Here is a 21,634-nt window from a genome sequence, read left to right on the forward strand (position 1 = left end):
TTATTTTTCAGCGTGCTGCATCAAATGGGTAATCTTGACGCAGCATTCAACAACACAAAACCGCACATTGATATTCTCCAACCACACACCGTACTCGTGCGTATCATTTTGTTGTTGTCGATACGCGGGTCGCGGGTCTTGCGCTAACACCGCATCAATCAATGCGCGAAGATTTTCAGTCACAGTCAAACTGTTTGCATCATTTTCTGCGCGCTCGCTCCACTGCACGGTGAGCGTGGCAGGTTTTTCTGGTGCAAACCCACCGCGCGCTTGCGGCAGTGCATCGGCGTAAGGGATATACGGTTTGATGTCGAGTATCGGCGTGCCATCCAGTAAATCGGCGCCGCGCAAACGCAATATTTTTCCTTTCTCGCCATCCATTACTTCAAGCAATTCCACCACGGATAAACCGATAGGATTTGGGCGAAACATACTGCGCGTGGCAAACACACCGCGCGTTTCATTGCCGCCCAGTCGCGGTGGGCGCACGCTTGCTTGCCAGCCCTGCTCGGCGGTGGCGTGAAAAATAAAACTCAACCACAGATGCGAAAATTCTTCTAATCCACGCAAGCATTCTTCGGTGTTAAACGGTGGATACAACACCAGCGTGCTTTCGGCTTCTGGCACTAAACCAGGCTGGCGCGGGATACCAAATTTTTCACGAAACGGTGAGCGCAAAACGCCAATGGCTTGAAAGGTATACTGATCCACACTGCATGCCGATGTTGATGATGAAAAACACCTTACCACAATCCCCTGTTTTACCACTGCATAACGGCGTACGAGCCAGTTGCGTGCAAGTGCCAAGTGGTAAGTGGGATACGGCGCTACATTTTTTATGCACATTTTTCCGCGATTGATGAGGCGACTTGGCGTTCGCGCTTTGCGCGCGGCTTGGTGTTGGATGCAGATGGCAGGGTGTTATCGCCAGAAATAACCTGCAAGGCTGGCGATAGGATTTATTACTATCGCGAAGTGGCACAAGAAGTGGTTATTCCCTTGCAAGAAAAAATTCTGTATTGCGATGAGCACTTTTTAGTCGCAGACAAGCCACATTTTCTGCCAGTAATTCCTTCAGGAAAGTATGTGCAGCAAACACTGCTGGCGCGCTTGCAGCAAACAACGGGCATCGCGCATTTATCGCCTATCCATCGCATCGATAAAGACACGGCGGGCTTGGTGCTGTTTTCTACCAATCCAAAAACGCGCGATGCCTATCAGGCCTTATTTCGCCAGCACGCAGTGGAAAAAACTTATCACGCGATTGCACCTATCAATCCTAGTTTGTATTTTCCATTGCAGTACAGCAGTCGTGTAGTGGAAGACGAGCAGTTTTTTCGCAGCAAAGAAATAGCGGGTAAAACGAATAGTGAAACGCATTTGTCGATCATTGATCAAAGCGATCGTCTGGCTTTGTATGCCTTAAAACCGATCACAGGAAAGAAACATCAGCTGCGCGTACAGATGGCCGCATTAAAAATTCCGATAGTGAATGATGTGTTATATCCGCTGGTGACGCAGCGTGAGGATGATGATTTTTCACGGCCTTTACAGTTGTTGGCAAAATCCATTGCTTTTATTGATCCCATGACACAACAGCCGCGTTATTTTGAAAGCGAGCAAAGTTTATCGCTCAATAAGATTTAACAGTGCTACAAAAGCTTTAATTGTTCACGCAGTTGTGTGACATTGCGGCGGCTGATAGCTGGCTTAAAGTCGATGCCCTGTATGGTGAGTAAATAGTGACCTTCTGATTTTTTTTCCATACTTTGCACATGAGCGATAGAGGCTAAAGCGTTGCGGTGTACACGCACGAAACGATCGCCAAACTCTTCTTCTAAATCTTTGAGCGGGTCGTCAATTAGCAATTCGCCTTTGGTGTGGTACACCGTGACATATTTGTGATCCGCGATAAAACAGCGTACTTCGCTGACAGGCAGCAATACCAAGCCGTGCCGTGTGCTGGCGCTGATGTGCTGGCGTGCGGCTGTTTTTTTAGTCGATACTTCAGGCTGAGTGCTGGCAGAAATCTGCACTAACTGCGCGCGATTGGGCTTGATGGCGGTATTGAGAGCAGTTAAAAGTTGTTCGGCTTTGACAGGTTTTAATAAATAGCCAACCGCTTGTGTTTGAAAGGCTTCCAACGCGTGCTCGCCGTAAGCGGTACAAAAAATAATCGCGGGGGGATTGTCGAGTTTGGTTAAGTGACGCGCCACTTCCAAGCCATCCATGCCGGGCATGCGAATATCCAGCAGCACAATATCCGGCTGTAATTTTTCCACTTGTTCAATGGCTTCATAGCCGTTGTTCGCTTCGCCGACAACACAGTGTTGTTCCGATTTTTCAATCAAGCGCGCCAAACGGTCGCGTGCTAATTTTTCATCATCGACGATAAGAATATTCATGCACGCGCTCCTGTGTGCAGAGGGATACTAAACTGTACGGTGAACAGGTTTTTTTCTCGCAAGATAGAAAAATTAATAGCGCTGCCATAATGTGTTTTCAAACGCTGCTCTAAATTTTCTAAAGCCATACCGTTGCCGCTGCGTGCAATATTGGCCGTCTCTTCAGTAAAAGGATTGCTCACAACACAGCGTAGAATATCGTTATTATCACTGAGAGTGATGTTGATTGTGCCGCCTCGTGTCAGCGGTTGTATGCCGTGATAGATGGCATTTTCAATCAATGGCTGTAGAGAAAATGATGGAATTTTTACTTGAGGGTTTTGTAGTTGGATATCCCACTGCACTTGTAGTCTTTCTCCTAAGCGTAGCTGCTCGATGTGGATATAGCGTTGGCATAAAGAAATTTCTTGCTCCAGTGCCACCAAATCTTCTGCTGCCGATAAACTGGCGCGAAACAATGCGCTCATGTCTTCGACTACGCGCTCGGCAGTGTCAGGATCGCTATCAATTAAACTGGCGATACTGTTCATGCTGTTGAATAAAAAATGCGGGCGAATACGCGATTGCAGAGATTGAAATCGTGCTTGTAGCGTGGCACGAATTTGTATTTCACGCTGTAAATGCAGTTGTTGTTGTAGATAGAAGTAGCGCAAGACCAAGCCAGACAAAATCCCGCCGATCGCCAAATGTTGGATCATCAACCATGCGCTCTGCGACCAATTCAGCGTGAGGTAGGCCATCAACCATTGGCCGGCGATTGCCACAGCAGCAATGACGGCCAGTAAACTGGCAAAACACAATGCCACGCCGGTTGTTGCCGTTACGCGTGGCAATAGTGGGCGCAAGCGGCATAAAACTGCTGCACCCACCAAGACGATCCACAAAATTTCGCAGGCCAGCAGTGAAAAGCGCGGCCAGTTAAATGCCGGCAGGGGCGATGCCGCGAGCGTCAGCACCAGCGCCAACAACTGACCCACCAAAATCAGCGGCAACAGCGCGGTGATGCTGCACAGGTCCGGCAGGTAGAAATATGTGTCGCGCTCGTCGGTGCGCGGTTCTAAACGGTCTAGTGAAGGCATACTGATATAATCGATTCCCTGTAAATTCACACAAATCTTTGGCCGGACAACGACGCTATGAGCGATAAAAAAACTTCATCCAGCACGACACAACACGGTGACGATAGCACGATTAAACCGTGGGGCGGTCGCTTCAGTGAAGCGACAGATGCGTTTGTGGAGCGTTTTACCGCCTCAGTGGTCTTTGATCAGCGTTTGTATCGACAAGACATTCGTGGCTCCTTGGCGCACGCGCAAATGCTGCACAGTGTTGGCGTACTCACAGATGCCGATTTTTCAGCGATTCAAAAAGGGCTGCGCGCTATTTTGGCGCAGATTGAGGCCGGTCAATTTGAGTGGTCGATTGCGCTGGAAGATGTGCACATGAATATCGAGGCGCGCCTGACAGATGCGATCGGCATTGCTGGAAAAAAATTGCACACCGGTCGTTCGCGCAACGACCAAGTCGCCACCGATGTGCGTCTGTATTTGCGCGATGAAATTGACAATATTTTATGTGAGTTGACGCGCTTGCAACGCGGCATGGTGGAGTTGGCGGCTCGCGAGCACGCCACCATCATGCCTGGCTTCACGCATTTGCAAACCGCGCAACCGATTACTTTTGGGCATCACCTGTTGGCGTGGAATGAAATGTTGGAGCGCGATTATTCGCGTCTGCAAGATTGCCGTAAACGCTTGAACCAATCACCGTTGGGCGCGGCGGCGTTGGCGGGCACGACTTATCCTATTGATCGCGCGCAAACCGCATCACTGCTCGGTTTTGATAAGCCGACAGAAAACTCACTCGATTCCGTTAGTGATCGCGATTTTGCGATTGAGTTTTGTGCTGCTGCGGCATTGATTACCACGCACTTGTCGCGCATGAGTGAGGAGCTGGTGTTGTGGACTTCCTCACAATTTAATTTTGTCAATTTGCCCGATCGTTTTTGCACCGGCTCTTCCATCATGCCGCAGAAAAAAAATCCCGATGTGCCGGAATTGGTGCGCGGAAAAAGCGGGCGTGTGAATGGTCATCTCATTGCATTACTGACGCTGATGAAAAGTCAGCCGTTGGCGTATAACAAAGACAATCAAGAAGACAAAGAACCGCTGTTCGATACCATTGATACGGTGAAAGATTGCTTGCGCGCTTTTGCTGACATGATTCCTGCCATTCAACCGAAAAAAGAAGTGATGTACGAAGCGGCGCGCCGTGGTTTTGCGACAGCAACCGATCTCGCCGATTATTTAGTGCGCAAAGGTGTGGCGTTTCGTGATGCACATGAAATTGTCGGCAAAGCTGTGGGGCACGGCGTTAGCACGGGCAAAGATTTAGCGGAAATGTCGTTGGCAGAATTACAGTCGTTTGGTGCGATGATCGAGAACGATGTGTTTGCGGTGTTGACGCTGGAAGGTTCAGTCAATGCGCGCAATCACATCGGCGGCACTGCACCGGCGCAAGTGAAAGCTGCTGCTGCGCGCGCTGCTGCGTTGTTGGATGTGCGCGGGCGCTGTGCGTCATAAAGAAAGGCATATTCAAAATATCGTGGTAATTTTTGAAGATAGCTCTCTAGCACGGAGATGTTGTTGATATGAATAATAAAGAAGTTAGCAACGAGGAGTTACACGATTTAGATGCCTGGTGGCGTGCGTGTAATTATTTAGCTGCAGGTATGATTTATCTGCGCGACAACCCACTGTTGCGCGAACCATTGCAATCATCACATATCAAAAAACGCTTGTTAGGCCATTGGGGTTCTAGCCCTGGGCTTTCATTTATTTACACGCACCTCAATCGCATTATTCGCGCTTACGAACAAGAAGTAATTTTTCTTGCTGGTCCTGGGCACGGCGCGCCTGGCGTATTGGCGCCTGTGTATCTTGAAGGGACTTATTCAGAGTATTACCCAAACAAGGCGGAAGATGAAAATGGCATGCGTGAATTTTTTCGCGCATTTTCTTTTCCGGGCGGTATTGGTAGTCATTGCACACCAGAATTGCCGGGCTCGATTCATGAAGGTGGAGAGCTTGGTTATTCGCTCTCTCATGCATTTGGTGCTGCATTTGATAATCCGGAGTTGATTGTTGCGGTTGCAGTAGGCGATGGTGAAGCGGAAACAGGTCCGCTGGCAACTTCATGGCACAGCAATAAATTTCTCAATCCTGCACGCGATGGTGCTGTGTTGCCTGTGCTGCATTTGAATGGTTACAAAATTAATAACCCCACTATTTTGTCGCGCATCAGTCATGAAGAATTGCGTGCATTATTTTGCGGCTATGGTTGGGAGCCTTATTTTGTTGAAGGCGATGAGCCTATGGCATTGCATCAACAGATGGCGCAAATATTGGATCATTGCGTGCAGCGCATTCATGCCATCTGGCAAAAAGCACGCGAAAACAGTGCAGCAAAAAATGCAGTAGAAAGACCGCGTTGGCCGATGATTGTGTTGCGTACCCCGAAGGGTTGGACGGGGCCTGAGGAAGTAGACGGCCATCGCGTGGCTGGTTTTTGGCGTGCGCATCAAGTGCCGCTGCAAAAAGTGCGTGAAAATCCAGAACATCTTGCGCAATTAGAACAGTGGTTGCTCAGCTATCGTCCACACGAATTGTTTGATGAGCAGGGCGCGTTGTTGCCTCACTTGAAGGCGTTGTCACCGGTTGGTGCGCGCCGCATGGGTGCCAATCCGCATACCAATGGTGGCTTAGTGCGTCGCGCGCTGCGTCTACCCGATTTTTGTGATTATGCCGTTAGTGTTTCTGCTGCCGGTGAAAGCGCTGCAGAAAATACGCGACCACTCGGCCAGTTTCTGCGCGATGTAATGCAGCAAAATATGCACAACTTCCGTGTGTTTTCACCGGATGAAAACACTTCCAATAAATTGGATGATATTTACACCGTCAGTAAAAAAACATGGATGGCTGATTTTCTGCCGGAAGATGCTGATGGTGGACAACTGTCTGCAGATGGTCGCGTCATGGAAATGTTATCCGAACACACTTTAGAAGGATGGTTGGAAGGCTATTTGCTCACTGGCCGCCACGGATTTTTTTCAACGTATGAAGCGTTTGTGCATGTCATTGATTCCATGTTTAACCAACACGCCAAATGGTTGGATATGTGCAGCAAAGTGTCGTGGCGTGCACCAGTTTCCTCGTTAAATTTGTTGATCACTTCGACCGTATGGCGACAAGATCACAATGGTTTTACGCATCAAGATCCTGGATTTTTAGATGTGGTGCTCAATAAAAGCCCATCGGTTACGCGTATTTATTTGCCACCTGACGCCAATACTTTGTTGTGTGTGGCAAATCATTGTCTAAAAAGTGAAGACTACATCAATGTCATCGTTGCGGATAAACAAAAGCATCTGCAGTATCTCAATATGGATGACGCGATTAAACATTGCGTCAAAGGCATAGATATTTGGCAGTGGGCCAGCAATGACAACGGCGAAGAACCGGATGTCGTGATGGTTGGTTGCGGCGATGTCACTACAAAAGAAGCGCTCGCTGCGACGCAATTGTTGCGAAAAGCGTTTCCATCATTGCGTATTCGATTTATCAATGTGATTGATCTGTATCGTTTAGTGCCGCCGAGTGAACATCCACACGGCTTGAATGATGCAGACTTTGATAGTTTATTTACTACGAATAAGCCGATTATTTTTAATTTCCACGGTTATCCGTGGCTGATTCATCGTCTTACTTATCGCCGCACTAATCACGACAATTTGCATGTGCGCGGTTATAAAGAAAAAGGCAGTATCAACACGCCGATGGAATTGGCGATAGAAAATCAAATTGATCGGTTTAGTTTGGCGATTGATGTGCTCAATCGTGTGCCGGCGCTGTCAGAAATCGGCGCGCATGCGCGAGAAACATGGCGCAGCAAGCAGATTGAGTGTCGCATGTATGCGCATGAACACGGTGTTGATTTACCGGAAATTGATGAGTGGGTGTGGGGCGAATAATAATAGCGCGATCAGCTTGAATAAAAATACGCGCCATCGTCCACACGATACAGCGTGAGATGCTTGCCCCATACGCAACCGCTGTCGAGCGCAATAATGTCATCGCGCTGCGTTTGTGTTTGCAACGCAGCCCAGTGACCGAACAAAACGCGCCAGCCAGATGGTGGCGTGAATTGCGTAAACCACGGCGCATAGCCAGCAGGTATTTCATCAACACCTTTTTTGAATTGCAGCTGTAATGCGTGCTGTTGTGCTACATCACCACTGGTTGCGCAAATACGCATACGCGTAAAAGCATTGGTAATAAAACGCAGCCGCGCCATGCCTTGCAAATCATCGCGCCAGTTGTCAGGTTCGTTGCCGTACATGGCGCGTAAAAAATCGTCGCATTGATCGGACTGCAAAACAGCTTCCACTTCTTGCGCGCGTTGCTGTGCGTATTCAAGATTCCATGCAGGAAAAATTCCAGCATGTGACATGACAATTTTTTTCTGACGATCGATCAGCATTAACGGTTGTTGGCGCAACCAAGCCATCAATTCAGCACAATCGGGTGCGTTGAGAATATCAGTCAGCGTGTCTTTGTTTTTACTTTCTGCTCCTACCATGGCAACAGCGAGCAAATGTAAATCGTGATTACCTAAAACGATTTTTGCAGCACCGCCTAAGTTTTTAACAAAACGCAAACAGTCTAAGGATTGTGGCCCGCGATTGACGAGATCACCCGTTAACCACAACACATCGTTTGCAGGATCAAATTGCGCCAATGCCAACACTTGTTGCAATTCGTTGAAGCAGCCTTGCAAATCGCCCACAGCATAAGTGGCCATGTATTGATTCTCGTTTCAGTGCAGAGAGCCGGGTTTGGCGAGCATAAAGCGCGGAATTAATGCTTTGAATGTATCGCCGTTTTCGCGCTGCATGGTGTAGCTGCCTTCCATCATGCCGACCGGCGTTTGCAGCACAGCGCCGCTGGTGTAATGAAATGCTTGATGCGGCGCAATCCACGGTTGTTCACCGACAACGCCATCGCCGCGCACTTCTTCGACTTTACGATTGCCATCGGTGATGATCCAGTGGCGGCGCAACAATTGCACCGGCTCTTCGCCGTTGTTGGTGATGCTGATGGAATAAGCAAACGCGTAGCGCGGCACGGCGGGTGAAGAATGTTCATCGAGAAATTGAGTTTTTACCTGAATGCTGATGCCGGACATTACCGTGATTCCTCGTACAAAACATTGGAGAGCCGAACAAAATCGGCAACAGAAAGTGTTTCTGCGCGTGCTTCTGGATTGATGTTGACGGCAAGCATGTGTGTTTCATTCGCCAGCGTTTTCAAAGTATTGCGCAAGGTCTTTCTGCGCTGCTGAAAAGCGGTATTCACTAAAGTTGCCAGCAGTTGTGGATCGTGCGCAGTAATTTCTGGTTCACGCGGCTGTAAGCGCACAATCGCGGACATCACTTTCGGCGGTGGAAAAAAACAACCAGGCGGCACATCAAACAGCGGCATCACGCGGCAATAGTATTGCGCCATCACACTCAGTCGCCCGTAGTCTTTGCCGCCGGGCTCTGCTGCCAAGCGTTGCACCACTTCTTTCTGCAACATGAAATGCATGTCACGAATCCATGCGCGCTGATTCAACAAATGAAATAACAGTGGTGTGGAAATGTTGTAAGGCAAGTTGCCGACTACGCGCACGCTGCTCGCTGCAGGCGACAGTGATGCAATATCAAATTGCAGGGCATCGCCTTCGAGCAATTGAAAGTTTGTATTGCTAGCAAATTTTTCGCGCAGTAATCTCACCAAATCGCGATCCAATTCCACGGCAGTCAGTTGCGCTTGATAAGGCAGCAAGACTTCGGTGAGTGCGCCCTGCCCAGGGCCGATTTCTAAAACGGTGTCGTTGGCTGTAAGGCCGATACTGCTGGCGATGCGTTGAATCATGCGCGTGTCGTGCAAAAAGTTTTGCCCGAAGCGTTTGCGCGGCGTGTGTGTCGTTTTGTCTTGCATCAGCGCGCTCTTGTTGCAGCGTGTTGCAGCATTTGCACCGCATTATCAATCGCGTGTTGCAAGCTGCTGTGTTGTGCTAAACCGCTGCCGGCTAAATCCAATGCCGTACCGTGATCGACCGATGTGCGCACAAATGGCAAACCCAAAGTGACATTGATGGCTTCACCAAAACCGTCTGCTTTGAGTACGGGCAAACCTTGATCGTGATACATCGCCACGAACACATCGGTTTGCTCGCGCAGCGCAGCCGTGAAGGCGGTATCCGCCGGCAGTGGCCCCATTAAATGGAAACTTTTTTCACGCAATGCATTGATTACTGGTTCGATGACAGTCATTTCTTCACTGCCTAGATGCCCTTTTTCACCAGCGTGCGGATTCAATCCACACACAGCAATACGCGGTGCTTGTGCGGTGAAATAACGCTGCATATCAGCGTGAATAATTTCTAGCGTGCGGCGTAAATTGTCTGGCGTAATGGCATCCGGTACAGCGCGCAGTGGTAAATGTGTGGTGACGAGCGCCACGCGCAAACGCGGTGTTGCCAACAGCATCACCACTTTGTCGCAGCCCGCAATTGCTTGCAAAAATTCGGTGTGACCGCTGAAGGTAATGCCCGCGTCATTGATGATGCTTTTTTGCACGGGACCCGTCACTAACGCTAAATGTTGCGGCGCGGCCAAACAATCTTTGGCTGCTGCGAGCAGACATTGCAAAACATAGTCGGCGTTGCGCGTATCCAACTCGCCAGCGGCGACAGGCGCTTTGCAATAATGTGGACGAATGTAGAGCGAACCTGCCGTGCATGCTGTTTGCGGCGCGTAATTGCTGACATCAATCAGTGTTAAAGGCAGGTCCAATTGTTCTGCGCGTTTTTGCAACAGCACGGGATCGGCGTAAGCAATGATGGGAATTGTTTGTGCGTGCTGCGCGATTTGTACGGTGATGTCGGAGCCAATACCAGCGGGTTCACCTGGCGTGAGTGCGATGGCGAGCGTCATAGCAATGCGCCACCCACGCGCTTAGAGATTAATTTTTACATACGCTTGATCGCGCAATTCTTTCAACCAACGCGGCAATTCGTCTTGAAAGTGGCGTTTGCGCAAAATCATTTGCGCTTGTTGGCGCATGATGGTTTCGCTCATGTTTTGTGCGCGACGATCGAGCACTTGCACTACATGCCAGCCAAATTGTGTCTGAAAAGGTTCAGAAACAGAGCCGCTGGCGGTGTTATCCATCGCCGCTTCAAATTCCGGCACCACTTGTCCTGGTGAAACCCAACCGAGATCACCGCCTTTCATGGCAGAGCCCGGATCTTCAGAATATTTTTTGGCGAGAGCAGAGAAGTCGCCACCGTTTAGCACGACATCGTGAATTTTTTGCAGCACAGCGCGAGTCTCTTCGTCATTGCGAATGGCTGAAGGTTTAATCAGGATGTGTCGCGCTTGTGTTTGGTTGATCGGTTTATCGATCGCTTCTTGCATGGCAAGACGGCGACCTTCTTCTGAAGCGAGGAAGTTGTCGACATCTTGATCAGAAATTTCAATGCGTTTGATCACATACGCTTGCTGCACTTGCTGCAAAATAATTTGGCGGCGAATGTTTTCACGAAACATACCAAAAGGAATGCCCTGCGCGGCCAATTCTTTACGAAAAGCCTCGGGGCTTAATTTATTTTGTGCAGCGATGCTCTTAACTGCCGCGTCCAATTGTTCTTTGCTAACTTTAATGCCGGCGCGCTCACCGATTTGTAACTGCAAACTTTCGGCCGTGAGTTTTTCTAACACTTGTTTTTGTAAGACATCATTGGGTGGCAGAGGCTGCCCTGCTTGCTTCATTTGTACAGCGAGCATACGCGATTGCAGTGCCAACTCGCTGAGCATGATGACATCTTCATTGACAACGGCAGCCACCTTATCCAGTGGTTGTTGTGAAGAAGTTTCTGCTTGCACAACAGGTGAGAGCGCAATCCCTAGTGCAATGGTCGCAACTGCAGTCAGTGTACGACCGGTGAAAAATAGGTTCTTCATCGAGAGTTCCTTTTGTGTGGCTTGAGCGCGCATCAATCGATCGTTTTATAACGATCTTGATAGCCCACGATGCTGTCAGACAACATGCTGTCTACGCTGTCACCCACATTGCCTAGGCTCTTGAACTGTACTTGCAGGAAGATACCGTTGTCGGTGTCTTGCAGGCCTGCGTCGTTAACAAAGTGTTCGTTGACGACCCATTGTCGTGCCACCACGCGCACGCTCCAACAGCAGTTGTCGTACTCCACACCGGCGATGGTTTCCAAATTGCGGTCGTTGGTGGTGTCGCGATTCCAGTGGCCGATCAAGCTCCATTGATTGGTGATGGGATAAGCGCCGGACACATAAAATTGCTGCACGTTGCGGTCAAGGTAAGTGCCTTGGCCGATCAGTGGCATGGCGGTGACATAGCCTGTAATAGGATCGATAACAGGTGGCGTGCTAAGAATCGCGCCAGTTGCTGGATTGTAAGCCGTAGGCTGCCATTCTTCTTCACGGTCAATGTATTGGTAGCCGGCGTTAAACAAAAGGCCTTTGCCATCGCGGTAGCGCAAGGCCAACGATTGCCGCTCGCGCTGTGCTGTATCTTCGTTCCACAGTGTTTCTGTGCGGATATCCCATTCGTTGGTGATGCGTGCAGCGGCGTCAAACACCAGTGCGGAGCGTGAACGATCGCGTTCATACCTGGCGCGGACAGGGTTATCTGCCAAGACAACATCGCGCTTATCGAGATAAAACGCTTGACCCACACCCACGCGCAGCAACTCACGGCCGGTGACTGGGCTCAGCAGGCGCGAGCTAACGCCCACAGACAGCTGATTGTTATCGGCAATGTAATCTTCACCTGCAAAACGATTTTCGCGGAACAACTGTGCGTAGGACATCGACAGCGAATTGCTATCGAAGTTGTACATGTCGTCTTGATCGCCGGGGTTGGCGTAGTAGTACGACAATTTCGGTTCAAGCGTTTGCTTGTAGTCACGACCAAAGAAATTGGCATCGCGTTCGAAAATTAAACCGCTGTCGAGGCTGACATAAGCTGCCGAAGCTGACGGGTTGCTGTCAGGTGTGAAGAAAGTCGTTTCATCCAAGGATTGTGATACATGGCGTATACCAATTTTTGGCGTGAAAAATGCGCCAGCGGTACGCATAGGAAACGCAATGCTGTAATCGAGATTCATGCGTTGACCGGCAATAAACTCATGCTCACCAAGATAAGTGGTGCGATTGGTAAAGGGGTCAATAACTGGCAGTAGAGTAACGGGGTCAATCAACGGTCTGTAATCGGTATCGAAGAATAGATTTGGTTGGATGCGACCCTCATGTTCATGATCAAAACGCGTCACAGAATGATGCAGGTTGATTTCTAAACCGTTATCTAACGCGTAGTCGGCATCGGCAAACAAAGATGGCAATACTTTGTGTGGATCAGCTAACTGATAGTTTTGCAAAAGCGTGCGATACCAAAATGGAATGGTGTTGGCACGAATCAATTCGTTGACATCGTCAAGCAAACTGGAATCGTTCAGTGTTTGGAATTGTTTCGCGATGATACCTAAACGCCAGTGGTCGTCCGGCAGGAAATCGAACTGTGCCTGCTGACGCAATTGCGCGGTGTTGGTGCCTTGAATGCCGTCAGATCCAAGATCGTGGAAATATTGTGAATCGCTGACGGAGGAGTAATCCACCATACTTTCCCAATGTTTATCCGCGCCGTTCTGTTTGAAGTTGAAGAACCAGCGGTCATCATCGATATTGCGATCGGCTTCTTGATCACTCGGCAAAATACTGACTAAGGCGCTGCCGTAAGTGTGTTCGGTCATGTAGCGACCTTTAGCACTTAACATTAAACCGCGATCACTCATGTAGCGCGGCGTAAGAATCAAATCGTAATTCGGTGCTAAGTTGAAATAGTACGGTGTAGAAATATCTAAACCGTTTTCACCAAAACTAAACGAAGGCACGAGAAAGCCAGACATACGCTCGTCGCCCAGTGGGAATTGCAAATACGGCGTGTAAAAAATAGGCACGCCTTTTACGCGCAGCGTGACATTGCGCGCGCGGCCTTGTGAATCGTTGGGATCTAAAGTCAGTGAGCTGGCATTGAGCGTCCATTGCTCACTGCCCACCGGACAGTAGCTATAACTGGCATCGGTTAAAGCAACGACGCCGGTGTTACTGCGGCTCAAACTTTGCGCCTTACCTTGCACATGCGCTTTGTGCATTAAGTAGCGCACATTTTCCATTTGCGCAGTATTTTCTTCGACTTGCATATCCGCTCGGCTGCCGGTTAACAACAAACCGGGTTCGCGCAATGCCACATTGCCGCGCAGTGCGATTTGGCGCGGTTCTCTGCGTAGCGTCACGGTATCTGCACGCAGATATCGATTACCTTGACTCACATGTACATTGCCTTTTAAGCGCGTGAGTTGGCTGTTGATATCGGTATAAGTTTTATCGGCGTGCGCTTGAATTTCTGCATCTTCCGGTTTGGTTTGATCGCCATTTTCTGTTGGATCAACATACATACCGCAACACATGGAGGCTTCGTGTCGCTGTGCGTCGGTGAGTTTTTCTTTTTGCTCCGCTGTCAATTTATCGAACGGCACCCAGTCATCACTGATACGCACTTTATGTGTTGGAGAGCTTGGATCTTTTGATGATTCTTCTGTTGCGTTATTGCTTTCTTGTCTGCCGTAAGCAATCGCTTCGATAGCAGCATCTTCCGCTGATTTTTTATTTTGCGACGATGCCACGGTAGCGCCAGTGTCTACCGTCACGCCAGTGCCCGCTTGGCAGAGCCATTCACCGCGTTCGTTGGTGTTGCAGTCCCAACCGGATGCTTGGGTGGTCATCGCTGTTGAGGCGGCCAACACCAATCCGAGACCAGTCAAAGTCAGGCGCGAAACGCGCAAACGCGCAAAGGGAGCAATCGAGTTCATCAAGTCTTTTCCATGCTGTGCTGTGCATTCCCGACAAGCCACAGGCGAGATGTTTCGGGCGGGCAATTGAACGCCGCATTGTAAAGGATTTACTCGAGCTGTGGCGCAAGACGGGCTGGCGGTTAGAATGCCGCGTTTGAGATAAACGAGTGCGGGCACAGCGGTGGAACAGCAGTTAGCGACATGGGTAAAACAACAGGCGGGCATGGCGCAACGGGTGCGTTGTTGCCTCTATCTGGTGATGCCGGATTTCGCCGTTACTTCCGTGTCGAACAGCCAGCCACCGGTGATGGCGGTGTATGCACCGCCCGCCACCGAAAACAGCGAGCAGTATTTGGCGGTGTCTCAGTTGCTGGCTTCTAGCGGCGTGCGTGTGCCGGCAGTGTTGGCGACGGACCTTAGTCGCGGCTTTTTGTTGGTGGAAGATTGCGGCGATCAATTACTGCTGCCCGCGCTGAATGATCACTCGGTCGATGCCCTGTACGAGAGCGCCTTGGCTATGTTGCTGGCGCTGCAATCTGTTTCCGTGCCTGCGGATGCTGTGCCGCTGTATGACGGTCAACGATTGTGGGATGAGATGGCGTTGTTCCCCACTTGGTTTGTACAAGGGCTGCTCGATCAACCTTGTGGCCGCAACGAGCAAACGCTGTTGGATAACTGCTTCGATGGCTTGGTGCACAGCGCGCTGGATCAACCGCAAGTGCTAGTGCATCGCGATTTCCATGCGCGCAATGTGATGTTGTGCGGCGAGCTTGCTGAGTTGGTGACGATAGATTTTCAGGATGCGGTGGTCGGCCCGATCACCTACGATTTGGTGTCTCTGCTGCGCGATTGCTACATCTACTGGCAGCCAGAACGGGTGAAACAGTGGGCGCTTGCTTACCGTAAAAAGCTGATCAATCAAGGAAAGCCAGCTGGCGACAGCGATCAGCAATTCCTGCAATGGTTTGATTTCATGGGGCTGCAGCGGCACATCAAAGTGCTGGGTATTTTCGCCCGCCTCTGGCTGCGTGACGGCAAAGCGGGCTATCTCAATGACCTGCCTTTGGTGCTGCACTACACCGTATCGGTTGCGGAGCAGTATCCACAAACGGCGGAATTCGCTCAGTGGATGCAGGAGCGCATTCTGCCCGCTTGCCAGCGGCAGCCGTGGTGGAAGCCCTTGCCGTGACGAGCGTCTGACCATGAAAGCAATGATTCTGGCGGCGGGTTTGGGTACGCGTATGCGACCGCTGACCGACCACTGCCCTAAGCCCTTGCTGGATGTGGCGGGCAAGCCGCTGATTGTGCGCCATATTGAACGCCTCGCCGCTGCTGGGTTTCGTGAGCTGGTCATCAACATCGCCCATCTCGGTTGCATGATTGAAGAGGCGTTGGGCGATGGCAGTACATGGGGCGTGCAGATTGCTTACTCGCGGGAATCGCAGCCGTTGGAAACGGCGGGCGGTATCGTCAAGGCATTGCCGCTGTTGGGTGATGCACCGTTTCTCGTCATCAATGGCGATATTTGGACAGATTTTCCACTGAACACACTGCCCAATCATTTTGCGAATGGCGCGCTGGCACATTTGGTATTGGTGAATAACCCCGAGCATCACCCGCAGGGCGATTTTGTGTTGCAGGATGGAAAAGTGCAGCCGCGCGGCGAGGAACAAGGGCTGACTTTTAGTGGCGTCTCGGTGTTATCGCCAGATTTATTTTCTGCGTGGCGCGAGCGAGCTGGCTCTGCTTTTCCGTTGCGTGAAGTCTTGCTGCCTGCCATGCAGCAAGCCGCCGTCAGCGGTGAGCACTATCAAGGTTATTGGCTGGATGTAGGCACGCCGCAGCGCCTGCAACAGTTGACGCAAAAGCTGGCGTAAAAAAACAGCACAAGTGTTCTGTATATAATTCGGCGGTTAAACGCCATCAACGAGTCATGTCATGCAGCAACGCGATACGCATCTCAAAACCATCGGGTATCTATTGTGGATTTTTGGATTTCTCGGTGCACACCGTTTTTATTACGGAAAGCCTGTTACCGGCACGCTTTGGTTTTTTACTTTGGGTTTATTGGGCATAGGTTGGTTGATCGATTTATTTTTGATTCCTAGCATGGATAGAGAAGCGGATTTGCGTTTTGCATCAGGAAGTTTGGATTACAACCTCGCATGGATTTTGCTGACATTCCTCGGCGTGTTTGGTATTCATCGCTTTTATCAAGGCAAATGGCTGACAGCGATTTTGTATTTGTTCACAGCGGGTTTATGTGGCTTGGGTGTTCTCTATGATTTTTGGACATTGAACGATCAAATTTCTATACAGAATGCGCAGGAAAATCAATGAAAGTAGTTGATGCACTAAAAGGGTCACTGCTGCTGCGTATCGTATCGGGATACGGCGCGATATTTTTTGCAGTCTTTTTGTTGATAGGCGTTTTTCTTGTCGCGCGTGTTGAGTGGTTAGTTGGTAGCACCATCGATACTTACGGCACCACAGTAGCGGAGCAGTTGGCACAAAATTCTTTGGATGCCGCCATTCAGCGCGATCAAGTGGGATTACAAGCGCAGCTCGCTCGTTTGATGAAAGTGCCGAGTGTGGTGAGTGTCAGTATTTACGATGCGAGCAATGCATTGTTGGCGCAGGCAGGCGCAACGCCCAGTGAATTATCGCAGCGCCATTTTTTGCGCAGTTACACAGCAACGCTTGGTTTCGGCGACAACATGACGGGCAGCGTCAATGTCATCTTAGAAGTAGAAAAAATTGAAAGTTTATTGCCAGAAATACGCTGGGCATTGGCTACATTATTTGTGGCGTCTTTTGTTGCATTATTGATGCTGAGTTACTACTTCACACGAGATATTCGTCAACAGCGCAATGCGTTGGCAACTGTTTTAATGGAGAGAGTCCCTGTCGAAGTCATGGAGACTTGTTTTTCCTCACGCCCCAGTAACTTGAGTGAGCATGAAATGCGTCAGTTAATGGAGCATTTGCAACAGTATGTTTTGCAAATTCAAACACCATCACCCGCAGAACTTCATGAAGCGGCTGCTTCGTTATTTGATGGTCGAGGCGGTTATGTGTACTTGCTGTTGGAATGTCACAACATCGATGTTTTGCAGCGGCAGGTAAGCCGTGATCGTCTGCGCGTTTTACTGGATCAAGTGCAAGAACAAGTGAAAAAAACCACGCGGCTTTATCACGCGCAGCGCATGCCAGCGGCTGGTTCTTGTATCAAAATTGTGTTCCCTGTCGATGCACCTGTGGCTGAGGTGTTGTTGCGCGCTGCCTGCTGTGCGGATGTGCTGTGCAATGTATTGCAAGCCTGTCGCGATGACGAGCTGGGCATACAGTTACAGTGGAGCTTGGCGCTGGATCACCATTCGCCGTGTGATAACGATATTTTGCGCAATCGCCAGCAAACGACGGATGAACAACGCAGCCGCTGGTTATGCAATCAAGTGGGCAATGCGCAGTTGGCAGTGAGCGCAGAAGTCGGCGAGTTGTTGCAAGCACAAGAGAATTTGACGCTAGCCGTTGAGCACGGTGAAGGCGGAAAATCTTTTTGCCGCATTACTGCGTTCGCACAGCAGCATCGCAACTTATTGGATAGCCAAATCGCGCGTTTACTCGAACGCTAACGCGCGTTTTTCTTCTCAAAGACGATCACACTTTGAATTTTGTGATCAGCTATGCTTTCCGTTTCAAAATAGTATTGCCCAATCACAAAGCAAGTATTGCCAGCGGGAATCAGCCCTAGGTGTTCAAGAAATAGTCCATTTAAGGTGCGCGCACTGTTGGGTTTGACGGGCAAATGCCAATCGAGGTGTTTGTTGATATCGCGAATATTGGCACTGCAGTTGATGCGAAAAAAATCATTGGGCAAGCGTTCAAACTCACTGTTGCTTTCGCCCAAGTTGGTCGTGAATTCGCCGACAATTTCTTCCAGAATATCTTCCAGTGTCACAATGCCCTGTACATCACCGTATTCATCAACCACGAGGCCGATGCGTCGTTTTTCTTTTTGAAAATTGAGCAGCTGTGTATTCAGTGGCGTTGTTTCTGGCACAAAATACGGTTCGCGCATATTGGCGAGGATAAAGTCGCGCACATCGCGTTCATTGGCGGCATCATCGTACAAGCGCCCGATGCGACGCATGTGCAAAATACCAAGAATGTTGTTTATTTCACCTTGGTAAACGGGAACGCGCGTATATTCAGTTTTGCACAGCAGTGCCATGATTTCTGCATCACTGCGACTCATGTCGATACCAGTAACTTGTGCGCGTGGCACCATGATGCCTTGCACAGTCATTTGGCCGAGGTCGAGGATGTTGAGCAACATACCGCGATAGCGCGGTGAAATAATTTTTCCTGATTCGCGCACCACAGTGCGCAACTCATCAGCGCTTAACTGATCGCTGTTGGCTTTATCCGGTGTGATACCAAAAAGACGCAAAAAACTGTTGGATATGACATTGGTGAACCACACCAGAGGGTAGAGAATTTTGAGTAGCGGATACAACACATAGCTGGCGGGAAACGCGATGCGTTCTGGATACAGTGCGCCCAGCATTTTGGGAATAATTTCTGCAAAAATAATCGTCACTAGCGTCATGACAAAAGTAGCAATCGCTGCACCCGTGCTGCCGTAAATGCGTTGTACGACAATCGCCGCTATCGCAGCAGTAGCGGCATTGGCAAGGTTGTTGCCGATGAGAACAATGCCAAAAAAGCGGTCGGGACGGGACAGTAAAAAGTCCACCAGTTTTGCTGCGCGATGGTTTTTTTTAATCAAATGGCGCAGTTTGTAGCGATTCAGTGAAACGATACCGGTTTCCGCACCGGAAAAGAAAGCGCCCAAAAGCGTGAGACAAGCCAATACACCGATCAGCAGGCCTATGGAAATGTCGTCCAAGGTGTTGCCTGTAAAAGAAACAAGGTCTCTTATTGTCAGAAAATAATCAGGCTTACGCAACCGTTAGTCGTTGTTGCTTATACGCTTACGCGCTATGCAGCAGAATTTCCAAGACTAATTTGGTGCCGAAATAGGCGAGCATCAAGGCGATAAAACCGCCGAGCGTCCAACGAATGGCCTGCTTGCCGCGCCAACCGTGTCGATACCTTCCCCACAGCAATATGCAGTACACCAGCAGAGCGCCAAACGAGAAAAACATTTTGTGTGCTAAATGCTGCGCCAGTATGTCTTGTAAAAACAGCAAGCCACTGGCAATGGACAAAGCCAGCAACACCGAGCCAGCCCACAGCATTTGAAACAATAAAAACTCCATCGTTTGCAGTGGAGGCAGTTGAGCCATCACTTTTTGTAATTGTTTTGTTTTGAGCAAATGGTCTTGCAGGGCGAGTGCTAAAGCCTGCATCGCTGCGATGGTGAGAATGCTGTAGGAAAGAATGGATAACAAAATATGCAGTGCTTGAGGGTAAGTCAGCGAGTGAGGCGTGTAAGGACTTTCAATCAGAATAGAACAGAGAACGCTGATGGCCGTCATCACAAAAAATGGCGGCAGTAGTATCGGCAGAGGAAGGCGAAAGCTGCTGGCAAACACCGTTATGCAAATAACCCAAAAAATGAGTGACGACACACGAAAAAAAGAAAAATTAAAACCAGCGGTTGTATCTATTAATGCATAAAGACTAAAACCGTGTAGGCTCAAAGCGGCTACCGCGATGGCAATATACAAAGCGTGCGGTGTGCTGGGTGTGGTTGGCGAAACGGTTGAGTGCCAGTTGCGCCATCGCCAACCGGCTAAATAGGTATAGAAAAAACAAGCGAGCAATCCAGCCAGTGTGGTTGACATAGCAATCGATTCAATCCGCGAAAGTGTTCAGTGTGGCACAGACTACGGTTGAGAAAAACGCGAAATGAAAATCGCGGGTAAAAAAAGAGGCACCGTAGTGCCTCTTTCATCGTGCTAGGGCTTGAATCAATGAGGTTTGAATTTGATCACTACCTTGCCCCAGCCGGACAAATGCTCGCCGTAAACGCGCTCGCATTGATCTCCAACCACTTCAAAGTCTGGTGCAGCTTTCAGGATTTCCTCAACAAGGATACAGCCCATCAACACGCCCAAATGCAAGCCAAGGCACTTGTGGCCACCGTGACCAAACATCAAACTCTTCGCCGTAGGTTGACGATACAAGTCGAACTTATCTGGATCGGGGTGGATGGTTTCATCGCGTTCAGCAGAGGCGTACAAAAACAACACCGGCTGACCTGCTTTGATTTCGACGCCATTCAATTCGAAATCGCGCTTCGCGGTCCGCGCCAACATGTTGGTGGGCTGGTCAAAGCGTATGGTTTCTAGGAAGGCTTTGCGTGCCAGATCAAATTTGCCTTCTTTTGCTTCGGCCAGTACAGCGGCTTTCTGATCCGGATTGTTCTGCAAGTTCCAGAAAGTGCCGGCAACAGTAATTGGCGTAGTTTCAGAGCCGACAACCAATAACGAAAACAGGTGGAACATCATCTCTTCGTCGGTGAGTGTGCGCCCTTCGACATTGGCTTCTAAGAAGATTTTGGTATAGCGCTGTGCCAGCGCAGGGTCGTTGCGCAGCTGGTGAACATATTGACCAAAGTAGCCAAATAACTCCTGCGCTGCCGCTTGGTTGCGCGGTGAGCTACCGCCCACTTGGCCTTCTTCACGGTGCAGCATGTCATCGATCAATGCGCGCCATTTTTCAGCGTCTTCGCGCGGTAGACCGAGGTTGTGGCCGGCGTTGATACAGGTAACGCGGTTGGCGAGTTCACTGTAAATGTCGAACTGACCTTTTTTCAGCAGTGGAGCCAGTATTTCTTTGGTGAGTGCACGCAGGCGCGCTTCTTGTTCGCGCACACCTTCTGGCGTGAACTCATGGCGAATCAGACCGCGCCATTTGCGGTGATCTGGTGCATCCATGGTCATAAAGGTGACAGGCACGGGCTCGCCCAGCAACACCTGTCCTGGTGTTTGACCCTTGGTGAAGGTGCAGTTGTCGTCCACTTTGCTGCTCGCATCCCAAATGTCTTGGAAACGCGCCAGCGCCCAACCGTTGTACTTCGGCATAAAGTGCGGCTTGCCTTCTTTACGCATGGCGGCATAAAGGGCATAAGGATCCTTCATGGCTTCGTGGGAATAGGGATCGTAATCAACTGTGCTCATGTAGGTACTCCGACTTCTGAATGGGTGTCGCTGCATTGTGCCGCAAACAATCCCGTGTACACCAGTCAGGTTCTGCCAATGTCTTGC

At 49.8% G+C, this 21,634-nt stretch carries 18 protein-coding genes and 1 pseudogene; 7 read left to right on the top strand and 12 right to left on the bottom strand.

The genetic code is table 11. The features are described 5' to 3' along the window. Positions 1–711: a tRNA (N6-threonylcarbamoyladenosine(37)-N6)-methyltransferase TrmO gene (gene tsaA / locus R3E63_02280; protein MEZ5538790.1), complete on the bottom strand. Its 711-nt coding sequence runs from the start codon at positions 709–711 to the stop codon at positions 1–3. Between the two features lie 20 nt (positions 712–731). Between tsaA and R3E63_02285 the strand changes: the two are divergent. Then, positions 732–1,647 (top strand): annotated as a pseudogene (locus tag R3E63_02285) (pseudouridine synthase). Positions 1,648–1,652: 5 nt separating this feature from the next. Here the strand turns inward: R3E63_02285 and R3E63_02290 are convergent. Further along, positions 1,653–2,405, bottom strand: coding sequence for a LytTR family DNA-binding domain-containing protein (locus R3E63_02290; protein MEZ5538791.1), 753 nt, complete (start codon positions 2,403–2,405; stop codon positions 1,653–1,655). Beyond that, on the bottom strand, positions 2,402–3,484 hold the full coding sequence (locus R3E63_02295; protein MEZ5538792.1) for a histidine kinase: 1,083 nt from the start codon (positions 3,482–3,484) through the stop codon (positions 2,402–2,404). The genes R3E63_02290 and R3E63_02295 overlap by 4 nt, the downstream gene beginning before the upstream one ends. A gap of 57 nt (positions 3,485–3,541) precedes the next feature. Between R3E63_02295 and argH the strand changes: the two genes are divergently transcribed. After that, on the top strand, positions 3,542–4,987 hold the full coding sequence (argH, locus tag R3E63_02300; GenBank protein ID MEZ5538793.1) for an argininosuccinate lyase: 1,446 nt from the start codon (positions 3,542–3,544) through the stop codon (positions 4,985–4,987). Positions 4,988–5,055: 68 nt separating this feature from the next. Further along, positions 5,056–7,434, top strand: coding sequence for a phosphoketolase family protein (locus R3E63_02305; protein ID MEZ5538794.1), 2,379 nt, complete (start codon positions 5,056–5,058; stop codon positions 7,432–7,434). Between the two features lie 11 nt (positions 7,435–7,445). Here R3E63_02305 and R3E63_02310 read toward each other — a convergent pair whose 3' ends face one another. Genes R3E63_02310 through lptD form a run of 6 tightly spaced genes read right to left on the bottom strand, consistent with a single transcriptional unit; the run spans position 7,446 to position 14,414 of the window. Beyond that, on the bottom strand, positions 7,446–8,264 hold the full coding sequence (locus R3E63_02310) for a symmetrical bis(5'-nucleosyl)-tetraphosphatase (protein ID MEZ5538795.1): 819 nt from the start codon (positions 8,262–8,264) through the stop codon (positions 7,446–7,448). Positions 8,265–8,279: 15 nt separating this feature from the next. Further along, entirely contained in the window at positions 8,280–8,648 is a 369-nt protein-coding gene (apaG, locus tag R3E63_02315; protein MEZ5538796.1) for a Co2+/Mg2+ efflux protein ApaG, read from the bottom strand. Beyond that, positions 8,648–9,445 carry a 16S rRNA (adenine(1518)-N(6)/adenine(1519)-N(6))-dimethyltransferase RsmA gene (gene rsmA, locus R3E63_02320; GenBank protein ID MEZ5538797.1) on the bottom strand — a complete coding sequence of 266 codons (798 nt, stop codon included), beginning with the start codon at positions 9,443–9,445 and terminating at the stop codon, positions 8,648–8,650. The genes apaG and rsmA overlap by 1 nt, the downstream gene beginning before the upstream one ends. Continuing rightward, entirely contained in the window at positions 9,445–10,443 is a 999-nt protein-coding gene (pdxA, locus tag R3E63_02325) for a 4-hydroxythreonine-4-phosphate dehydrogenase PdxA (GenBank protein ID MEZ5538798.1), read from the bottom strand. The genes rsmA and pdxA overlap by 1 nt, the downstream gene beginning before the upstream one ends. A 21-nt stretch (positions 10,444–10,464) precedes the next feature. Further along, positions 10,465–11,472: a peptidylprolyl isomerase gene (locus R3E63_02330; protein ID MEZ5538799.1), complete on the bottom strand. Its 1,008-nt coding sequence runs from the start codon at positions 11,470–11,472 to the stop codon at positions 10,465–10,467. A 32-nt stretch (positions 11,473–11,504) separates the two neighbouring features. Then, on the bottom strand, positions 11,505–14,414 hold the full coding sequence (gene lptD, locus R3E63_02335; GenBank protein ID MEZ5538800.1) for an LPS assembly protein LptD: 2,910 nt from the start codon (positions 14,412–14,414) through the stop codon (positions 11,505–11,507). Between the two features lie 163 nt (positions 14,415–14,577). Between lptD and R3E63_02340 the strand changes: the two genes are divergently transcribed. The 4 genes from R3E63_02340 (at position 14,578) to R3E63_02355 (ending at position 18,031) form a co-directional block, all read left to right on the top strand. Then, positions 14,578–15,585 (top strand): phosphotransferase, encoded by a 1,008-nt coding sequence (locus R3E63_02340; protein ID MEZ5538801.1) that lies wholly within the window; start codon positions 14,578–14,580, stop codon positions 15,583–15,585. 13 nt (positions 15,586–15,598) lie between these two features. Then, positions 15,599–16,273 (top strand): nucleotidyltransferase family protein, encoded by a 675-nt coding sequence (locus R3E63_02345; GenBank protein MEZ5538802.1) that lies wholly within the window; start codon positions 15,599–15,601, stop codon positions 16,271–16,273. Positions 16,274–16,334: 61 nt separating this feature from the next. Then, positions 16,335–16,736 (top strand): TM2 domain-containing protein, encoded by a 402-nt coding sequence (locus R3E63_02350; protein ID MEZ5538803.1) that lies wholly within the window; start codon positions 16,335–16,337, stop codon positions 16,734–16,736. Next, positions 16,733–18,031: a hypothetical protein gene (locus R3E63_02355; protein ID MEZ5538804.1), complete on the top strand. Its 1,299-nt coding sequence runs from the start codon at positions 16,733–16,735 to the stop codon at positions 18,029–18,031. Before R3E63_02350 ends, R3E63_02355 begins: the two co-directional genes overlap by 4 nt. On the opposite strand, the gene R3E63_02360 is transcribed toward R3E63_02355, so the two are convergent. From R3E63_02360 to R3E63_02370, 3 genes are all read right to left on the bottom strand, one after another. Continuing rightward, a complete protein-coding gene (locus R3E63_02360) occupies positions 18,028–19,308 on the bottom strand; it encodes an HlyC/CorC family transporter (protein MEZ5538805.1) in 1,281 nt (426 codons plus the stop codon). The genes R3E63_02355 and R3E63_02360 overlap by 4 nt on opposite strands. An 85-nt stretch (positions 19,309–19,393) precedes the next feature. After that, positions 19,394–20,209 carry a cytochrome c biogenesis protein CcsA gene (gene ccsA, locus R3E63_02365; protein MEZ5538806.1) on the bottom strand — a complete coding sequence of 272 codons (816 nt, stop codon included), beginning with the start codon at positions 20,207–20,209 and terminating at the stop codon, positions 19,394–19,396. A gap of 126 nt (positions 20,210–20,335) precedes the next feature. Further along, positions 20,336–21,547, bottom strand: a complete 1,212-nt coding sequence (locus R3E63_02370; protein ID MEZ5538807.1) for a cytochrome P450 — start codon at positions 21,545–21,547, stop codon at positions 20,336–20,338. Between the last annotated feature and the right edge of the window lie 87 nt (positions 21,548–21,634).

It is taken from the genome of Pseudomonadales bacterium (assembly GCA_041395665.1).
Classification (GTDB): Bacteria; Pseudomonadota; Gammaproteobacteria; order Pseudomonadales; family UBA7239; genus UBA7239.

Excerpts from the sequence above, each read along its gene's own strand:
- R3E63_02290 (MEZ5538791.1), bottom strand. The coding sequence starts at position 2,405 with ATGAATATTCTTATCGTCGATGATGAAAAATTAGCACGCGACCGTTTG.
- R3E63_02295 (MEZ5538792.1), bottom strand. The coding sequence starts at position 3,484 with ATGCCTTCACTAGACCGTTTAGAACCGCGCACCGACGAGCGCGACACA.
- argH (MEZ5538793.1), top strand. The coding sequence starts at position 3,542 with ATGAGCGATAAAAAAACTTCATCCAGCACGACACAACACGGTGACGAT.
- R3E63_02305 (MEZ5538794.1), top strand. The coding sequence starts at position 5,056 with ATGAATAATAAAGAAGTTAGCAACGAGGAGTTACACGATTTAGATGCC.
- R3E63_02310 (MEZ5538795.1), bottom strand. The coding sequence starts at position 8,264 with ATGGCCACTTATGCTGTGGGCGATTTGCAAGGCTGCTTCAACGAATTG.
- apaG (MEZ5538796.1), bottom strand. The coding sequence starts at position 8,648 with ATGTCCGGCATCAGCATTCAGGTAAAAACTCAATTTCTCGATGAACAT.
- rsmA (MEZ5538797.1), bottom strand. The coding sequence starts at position 9,445 with ATGCAAGACAAAACGACACACACGCCGCGCAAACGCTTCGGGCAAAAC.
- pdxA (MEZ5538798.1), bottom strand. The coding sequence starts at position 10,443 with ATGACGCTCGCCATCGCACTCACGCCAGGTGAACCCGCTGGTATTGGC.
- R3E63_02330 (MEZ5538799.1), bottom strand. The coding sequence starts at position 11,472 with ATGAAGAACCTATTTTTCACCGGTCGTACACTGACTGCAGTTGCGACC.
- lptD (MEZ5538800.1), bottom strand. The coding sequence starts at position 14,414 with ATGAACTCGATTGCTCCCTTTGCGCGTTTGCGCGTTTCGCGCCTGACT.
- R3E63_02345 (MEZ5538802.1), top strand. The coding sequence starts at position 15,599 with ATGAAAGCAATGATTCTGGCGGCGGGTTTGGGTACGCGTATGCGACCG.
- R3E63_02350 (MEZ5538803.1), top strand. The coding sequence starts at position 16,335 with ATGCAGCAACGCGATACGCATCTCAAAACCATCGGGTATCTATTGTGG.
- R3E63_02355 (MEZ5538804.1), top strand. The coding sequence starts at position 16,733 with ATGAAAGTAGTTGATGCACTAAAAGGGTCACTGCTGCTGCGTATCGTA.
- ccsA (MEZ5538806.1), bottom strand. The coding sequence starts at position 20,209 with ATGTCAACCACACTGGCTGGATTGCTCGCTTGTTTTTTCTATACCTAT.
- R3E63_02370 (MEZ5538807.1), bottom strand. The coding sequence starts at position 21,547 with ATGAGCACAGTTGATTACGATCCCTATTCCCACGAAGCCATGAAGGAT.